The organism is Bacillus sp. JJ722, from assembly GCF_036963345.1.
In the GTDB taxonomy this organism is placed as follows: domain Bacteria; phylum Bacillota; class Bacilli; order Bacillales; family DSM-1321; genus Bacillus_AD.
On record NZ_JBALMO010000169.1, the window covers coordinates 1 to 6,818 of the forward strand.

Annotated in this window: 6 protein-coding genes; 2 read left to right on the forward strand and 4 right to left on the reverse strand. The window is 34.1% G+C overall.

What is annotated here, in order from left to right; translation table 11 throughout:
* Positions 1-64 precede the first annotated feature (64 nt).
* Positions 65-772 (forward strand): response regulator transcription factor, encoded by a 708-nt coding sequence (locus tag V7014_RS19200; RefSeq protein WP_335509335.1) that lies wholly within the window; start codon positions 65-67, stop codon positions 770-772.
* A complete protein-coding gene (locus V7014_RS19205) occupies positions 750-2,183 on the forward strand; it encodes a sensor histidine kinase (RefSeq protein WP_335509337.1) in 1,434 nt (477 codons plus the stop codon). Before V7014_RS19200 ends, V7014_RS19205 begins: the two co-directional genes overlap by 23 nt.
* Before the next feature lie 54 nt (positions 2,184-2,237).
* Here V7014_RS19205 and V7014_RS19210 read toward each other — a convergent pair whose 3' ends face one another.
* The 4 genes from V7014_RS19210 to V7014_RS19225 all read right to left on the reverse strand — a co-directional run bounded on the left by V7014_RS19210 (position 2,238) and on the right by V7014_RS19225 (position 6,762).
* A complete protein-coding gene (locus tag V7014_RS19210; protein ID WP_335509339.1) occupies positions 2,238-2,894 on the reverse strand; it encodes a TetR/AcrR family transcriptional regulator in 657 nt (218 codons plus the stop codon).
* 35 nt (positions 2,895-2,929) lie between these two features.
* Positions 2,930-3,973: an ABC transporter permease gene (locus V7014_RS19215; RefSeq protein ID WP_335509345.1), complete on the reverse strand. Its 1,044-nt coding sequence runs from the start codon at positions 3,971-3,973 to the stop codon at positions 2,930-2,932.
* A complete protein-coding gene (locus V7014_RS19220; protein WP_335509341.1) occupies positions 3,973-4,692 on the reverse strand; it encodes an ABC transporter ATP-binding protein in 720 nt (239 codons plus the stop codon). Before V7014_RS19220 ends, V7014_RS19215 begins: the two co-directional genes overlap by 1 nt.
* A gap of 159 nt (positions 4,693-4,851) precedes the next feature.
* A complete protein-coding gene (locus tag V7014_RS19225) occupies positions 4,852-6,762 on the reverse strand; it encodes a heavy metal translocating P-type ATPase (protein WP_335509343.1) in 1,911 nt (636 codons plus the stop codon).
* Positions 6,763-6,818: the final 56 nt, after the last annotated feature.

Consider the following 6,818-nt stretch of genomic DNA (forward strand, 5'->3'; position numbering starts at 1 on the left):
ATAAAGTGAAACTTTAATCGGGTATTATTTTCGTCTATACAGCATGAATGAGGTGAGAATTCAAATGACATTTACTCTTTTAATCGTCGAAGATGAACCAGAAATCACCGAATTATTAACCTTATATTTAGAAAAAGAATATCATTTACTTCTTGCTCGAGATGGGTTAGAAGCTATTTCCATAATAAAGAAACACAAAGTACACTTAGCCATCTTAGATGTCATGATGCCAAGGATGGATGGATTCCAACTTATCAAAGAAATACGTAAAGAGCACCATTTCCCAGTACTATTCCTTTCAGCGAGGATAAATGATCACGATAAAATTCTTGGGCTCAATTTGGGAGCAGACGACTATATTGGTAAGCCTTTTAATCCTTTAGAAATCGTCGCAAGAGTAAACTCTGCACTTCGAAGAGTCTATCGATTCAATCAGCTTAAAGAACCAGATAGTAATTTCGAACAAATCTTACTAGGAGATTTATTACTAGACCTAAAAGAATGCACATTAATGAAAGAGAAACAAATGGTTCCCTTAACCTCAACAGAATATAAGATTTTATCATTATTTATGAAACACCCAGGTCGCGTATTCACTCACAAAAATATCTATGAGACTATTTGGGAAAGTACTTTCGCATATGACAACAATACAATCATGGTACATATCAGTAATATAAGAGAAAAAATCGAAGACAATCCTAAAAAACCACTTTATTTAAAAACAATAAGAGGACTAGGATACAAATTTGAGACACCTTTGGAAAAATAGAGAAAAGCAGCATTTACATACTTCTTTAACATTTGATTTTTTCTTATTTAATTGGTTCCTTCTCATTTTAATTGCAATATCCGTTATTTTTTTAGTATTAATTTTTTCATCATCTTATTGGAAATATAATAATCCTAAAAATGAACCAAGCTTAGAAGCTTCTTCTTATATTAATTATGAGGATCACCCAGACTTATTAGAAAATCTTCATGATTATAAAGGCTGGCTAGAGGTGTTGTCTCCCGATCTAGAAGTTATTGAAACATATGGACCAAAAGCTGATGGTAAAAATTCCTATACCGTCAATGAATTATTTTCTTTGTTAAGTAATTCTCAATCACAAAACTATTATTATTCCATCACTAAAATTCAAGGAGAAGATGATAGGGAGTTTCTTCTATTAAAAATCCCTAGAGAATGTATCACAGTCGCTAAATTCGTAGAAAGCACAAATCGTGAATCTGTCATTCGTATATTTAAAATAAAAACGATCATTTTTACTATAGTTTTACTATTACTAATGCTTGTATTTAATATTATATATAGCCATTGGGTGGCAAAAAGAATAAAAAAACCGCTCACTATTCTTACGAATTGTTTAGATGAAATGATTAACGGTAATTACAATACTCGTCTCTCTCTTACTGCCGAAAAAGAATTTAAACAAATCCAAGAGAAATTTAATTTCATGGCCGATATAATTGAAACAACGACAAAAGCAAGACAAGAGCTAGAAGACAGTAAAAAAAGAATGATTATGGATTTATCACATGATTTAAAAACACCTATAACAAGTATATTGGGTTATGCTCAGGCTTTAACAGAAGAGAGAGTTCATGACAATCAAAAAAGAAAAAAATACTTAACATACATATACAATAAATCAGTTCAAGTATCTGACTTAATACAAAATATGCTAGAGCTACTTAAGTTAGATGCCCCTGATTATACACTCGTTATGAAACATGGTGATCTTGGTGATTTAATAAGTGAAGTAATTGCAGATATTTATGGTGATATCGAAGAAAAAAACTTTATTTTACATATCATTATTCCGGAAAAAAGAATATTTGCTAGCTTTGATTCAGCATTGCTTTCTAGAGCCATTTCAAACTTAGTGTATAATGCATTACAATATAATCCATCTGGTACTCAGCTACGAATTGAAGTTAGTGAAACTCATCAGTATGCTATTATCGAGGTTGCCGATAAAGGCGTTGGTATCCCGCATACACTATGTAAAACTGTTTTCGACCCTTTTGTTAGAGGATCTACTTCACGAAACGGCGATAATGGAATAGGCTTAGGTCTTTCAATCGTATATCGCATTATCGATAAAATGGGTGGACATATTCAGCTTACCAGTAGTCATGAAGAAGCTACCATTTTCAAGGTATTTCTCCCTAAATAATACTCATATGAAACAAAAGGTCTTCGAAATTCGAAGACCTTTTGTTTTATTCCGTCATACTCTTTTAATACCTTTCATGACGAAACGAACAACGAAATCTAGCTCAGCTTGTTCATCAGCAATTGCATCATCCGACAATACAATGAACCTAGACATGAAATAACCAGCTAAAAAGGTCATGATCATTCGAATAATAATCGGGTTGGGAAGATCAACTAAATCGCCTTTTTCTTTATAAATACTTATTACATCATCAAGGTTCTCAGAGATTGCTTTACCAATGAATGGTGTTAACTCCTTTCGGAAGTCTTCCCGATAAAGCAGCTCTTTCACTAAAATATGAAAAATATCTTTATTCGCAGTCAAAAATTCAAGGCGATTTTTCAATAATGCTCTTAAAAAATCTTCAAAATGCTCATACTTCGTAGGATGTACATCCTGAAAGAGCTCTTCAGCCATAGTAGGGATGGAATCTTTTAAGAAAGGTAATATAACGGAAAGAAGCAAATTATCCTTCGTCCCATAATGACGGAAGATCGTGCCTTCAGCTACACCCGAAGCTTTTGCTATTTCGCTTGTTGATGTGTTGGCAAAGCCTTTTTCTGCAAACATTTTTATAGCTGTTTCAACAATTTTCTGTTGTTTATCCGTTGTTTTTTTTGATAATTTTGTTTGTTCAATGATTTTATCTAAAATATGTTCAGTCGACATATTCTTTCACCCTTTTTTCCTTACTACGTACACTCTTATAACTTACGATATTTTTTCAAAGCAAAGATATTTAGAATAATAAAGACGATGGCAAAGAGTAGAAGAACAATAAGATCTCCACTTATATCGCCAAGGCCCTCTCCTTTATACATAATACCTTTCAAAGCATCCGCTGCATAGTAAATAGGCATAAGCTTGCCGATTGCTACCATCCAATCAGCCATGCTATCCGCTGGAAAAATTCCTGCGAAAAACACTTGAGGAATTACGACAATCGGGATAAATTGCATCATTTGAAACTCTGATGATGCAAAAGTCGATAAAAGTATACCTAAAGATAAAGCTACAAAAGCAACAATTAAATTGACCAGAATGACATTCCAAATGGACCCTACCATCACTATATCCAATACATTAACAGCATATAAAACAACGATAACGGTTTGAATCACAGCGAAAATTCCATAACCAACTAAATAACCTGTAATAATTTCGTATCTTCTAATTGGTGTAGAAATTAATCGGTCTAATGTACCTGTTGTACGTTCACGTAATAAGCCAATTCCTGAAATGAGAAATACAAAAAAGAAAACAAAAAATGCAATTAAAATTGGACTCAATACATCAAAGAATTCCGTGTTTTGATCACCATATTCATAGTTCACATCAAATTCAGGCTGCTGCAATGCCTTTGAAGGGTTTCTCTCCATTAATTGTGCTTGAGATATTACTTGTTTTACTTTCATCTGCAATGCTTTAGCAACAGATGGATCATCGTTTTGCAATGTTAACTTCCACTTACCATTGTCGATTTCCAATAAACCATCGAGATTTTTATCAATAACCATATTTTTAGTAATGGTATCGTACTCTTTAACGTCGATATTTGCTTTCTCGAATGCTTTAACAAGATTTTGATCAACATTATGAACTCCTAATTTAGGGTCAACGCTGTTTCCGTTAAAAAGAAAATACATAAGTGTTAATATTAATAGCGGTGCAAAGAAGAGTAGAGCAAGCGTCCGCTTATCTCGTAACATTTGCATGGAGATTCGTTTAATCATCGCAATTGTTCTCATCATTTTGCACCTCCTGCTTTTAAGAATACTTCTTCTAAATGATCAGCTTGATATAGTGTCTTTAATTCTTCAGGTGTACCACCAGTAATGATTTTTCCATCTCTCACCATTGCTAATGAATCACATTTCTCAGCTTCATCCATAACATGTGTCGTTACGATAATGGTTTTACCTTCTTCTTTTAAACGAAATAGCTCTTCCCAAATAGACTTTCTCAACTCGGGATCAATTCCAACAGTCGGTTCATCTAATATTAATAATTGTGGATCTTGAATTAGTGCAATAGCTAGTGATAATCGTCTCTTCATTCCTCCAGAATAAGCTGATACCCGCTTACTCAATTCATCGGATAAATTCACTACAGAAGCAGCATAAGCGATTCGCTGTTTCTGCTCCTGCTTCCCTAATTTGAAAAGAGATGCAAAGAACTTTAAGTTTTCCAATGCTGTTAAGTCTGTATACAATGCATCTGACTGTGCCATATAACCAATGTCTTGCAATACATCAAGATTAGGCATCGGACAGCCCAATACAGTGATGGAACCTTCATCTGGTTTATCCATACCAACTAACATTTTCACTAATGTCGTCTTCCCCGCACCAGATGGTCCAATTAAACCGTAAATTTGACCCTTTGCAATTGTAATGTTGACATCTTTTAATACCGTTTTTTTACCGAAGCTTTTAGTAACTTGTTCTACCTGAATGGTTAAATCCATGTTACCTCCTCCTAAAAAGTGAGTGATTACTCACTTTTATTTTATGGCAGATTATAAGTAGTTGTCAATTGTCATTCTTATTAGTAATCCCCTAATGTGAAAATTATAGTAAATGAATACAGAAAAGCCTTTAGTCTTCTTGACTAAAGGCTTTTCATATTACCAGCGCATCGGCTTTAACAGTCTTAATCCATTTAAAATTACAAGAATCGTACTTCCCTCATGCCCAATAACCCCAAATGGTAGACTAATAAATTGTAAGAAGTTAGAACAAATAAGTAAGACGATAACCGTTAAAGAAAAAATAACATTTTGCCTAATAATTTTATTCATTTTTCGTGATAGATGAACAGCTTCTGCTATTAGAGCTAAGTTATTCTTCATTAAAACAACGTCTGCTGTTTCTAATGCCACATCCGTTCCTTCACCCATTGCAATCCCAATTGAAGCTGTTGCCAAAGCGGGAGCATCATTAATGCCATCCCCAACCATCGCCACTGTACCATATTTGGCTTTCAACTTTTTAATTTCATCTACTTTCGTTTCCGGTAAACATTCAGCAACAAACCCATCTACATGACTTTCATCCGCTATAGCTTGTGCAGTTGCTTTTCCATCACCAGTTAACATGAATGTATAGACACCGACTGATTTAAGTCTCTCAATCGCATTAATTGTTTCCTGACGCACTGTATCTTTTAATGTAATTAACCCTGCAATACCTTGATCATCACAAGCAAAGACGATCGTTTTCCCTTCAGCAGCTAATTTTTTGGCAATTCCATTTTGAAACTTATTTGCTTCTTCGATTCCAACAAAATCTGCTTTTCCAACCTTCCACTCTACACCTTGTAAATTAGCTTTAACTCCAAATCCTGAAATATCTTCCGATGATGTAGGTTTTATTAAATCTAATGAGCTGTGTTTGGCAGCATACTTTACTATAGACTGAGCTAATGGATGGTTAGAATATTTCTCTACTGAAGCGATGTGTTGGAGAAATATTTCTTTAGACAGATCATCTCTAAATACTACATTTGTCACTTCTGGCTTCCCTTTTGTTAGTGTACCGGTTTTATCTAATGCAATGGCTTGTAAATTTCCTAAGTTCTCTAAATGAACGCCACCTTTGAATAGGATTCCTCTTCGTGCACCATTTGAAATAGCAGACAGTGTTGCTGGCATAATAGATGCAGCTAACGCACATGGTGATGCTACAACTAGCATTACCATTGCACGATAGATGGTTTCATTCCAACTCCATCCCAATACAAAATGTGGTAAAAACATCATTATTCCAACAACAATTAATACAATATTTACATAAGTCCCTTCAAATTTCTCAATGAATAATTGTGAAGGTGATTTCTCACTTTGCGCTGATTGAACAAGTTGAATAATTTTCTGGAACAATGTTTCTTCTTGCTTTTTTGTAATTTCAACAATGATTGTTCCTCTCAGATTCACGGTTCCAGCGAAGACTTCATCATTTACATCTTTTATAACTGGTATTGATTCACCCGTAATAGCTGCTTCGTCAATATTGGTACTACCTTGAATTATCATTCCATCTGATGGTACCCGTTCCCCAGCTTTAATTAATATATGGTCTCCAATCTTCAACTCTGAGACTGCTACCATTTTCTCTTCACCTTGATGATTTACAAGCATAGCCTCTTCAGGCTGTAAATCCATTAAAGCAGATATTTCCTTATGACTTTTATTCATTGTATAAGTCTCAAGGGCACCACTTAAGGAGAAGATAAAGATTAGAATAGCCCCTTCCGTCCAATACCCAATAAAGGCTGATCCTATTGCTGCTAAAATCATCAATATTTCCACGTTTAATTTCTTATCTTCAATCGTTTCCGTTATTCCTTCTTTAGCCTTCGCGTATCCACCAATAACGAATGCCAATATATATATCACTATTGAAGCAGCTTCTAAATTATTTTCAGACAAAATCCAACCTGTCAAAATCAAAACGCCACTTATTAGAGCCGCAATCAATTCAATATGTTCATATATTTTATTCCAAACGGTTACTTTAGGTCTTTGTTCCGCTCCCATTGGTAATCCTCCTTAATTGCATATATCTTAAAATCTAAAAATATAAATTCTCATTT

Excerpts from the sequence above, each read along its gene's own strand:
- V7014_RS19225 (WP_335509343.1), bottom strand. The coding sequence starts at position 6,762 with ATGGGAGCGGAACAAAGACCTAAAGTAACCGTTTGGAATAAAATATAT.
- V7014_RS19215 (WP_335509345.1), bottom strand. The coding sequence starts at position 3,973 with ATGAGAACAATTGCGATGATTAAACGAATCTCCATGCAAATGTTACGA.
- V7014_RS19220 (WP_335509341.1), bottom strand. The coding sequence starts at position 4,692 with ATGGATTTAACCATTCAGGTAGAACAAGTTACTAAAAGCTTCGGTAAA.
- V7014_RS19200 (WP_335509335.1), top strand. The coding sequence starts at position 65 with ATGACATTTACTCTTTTAATCGTCGAAGATGAACCAGAAATCACCGAA.
- V7014_RS19210 (WP_335509339.1), bottom strand. The coding sequence starts at position 2,894 with ATGTCGACTGAACATATTTTAGATAAAATCATTGAACAAACAAAATTA.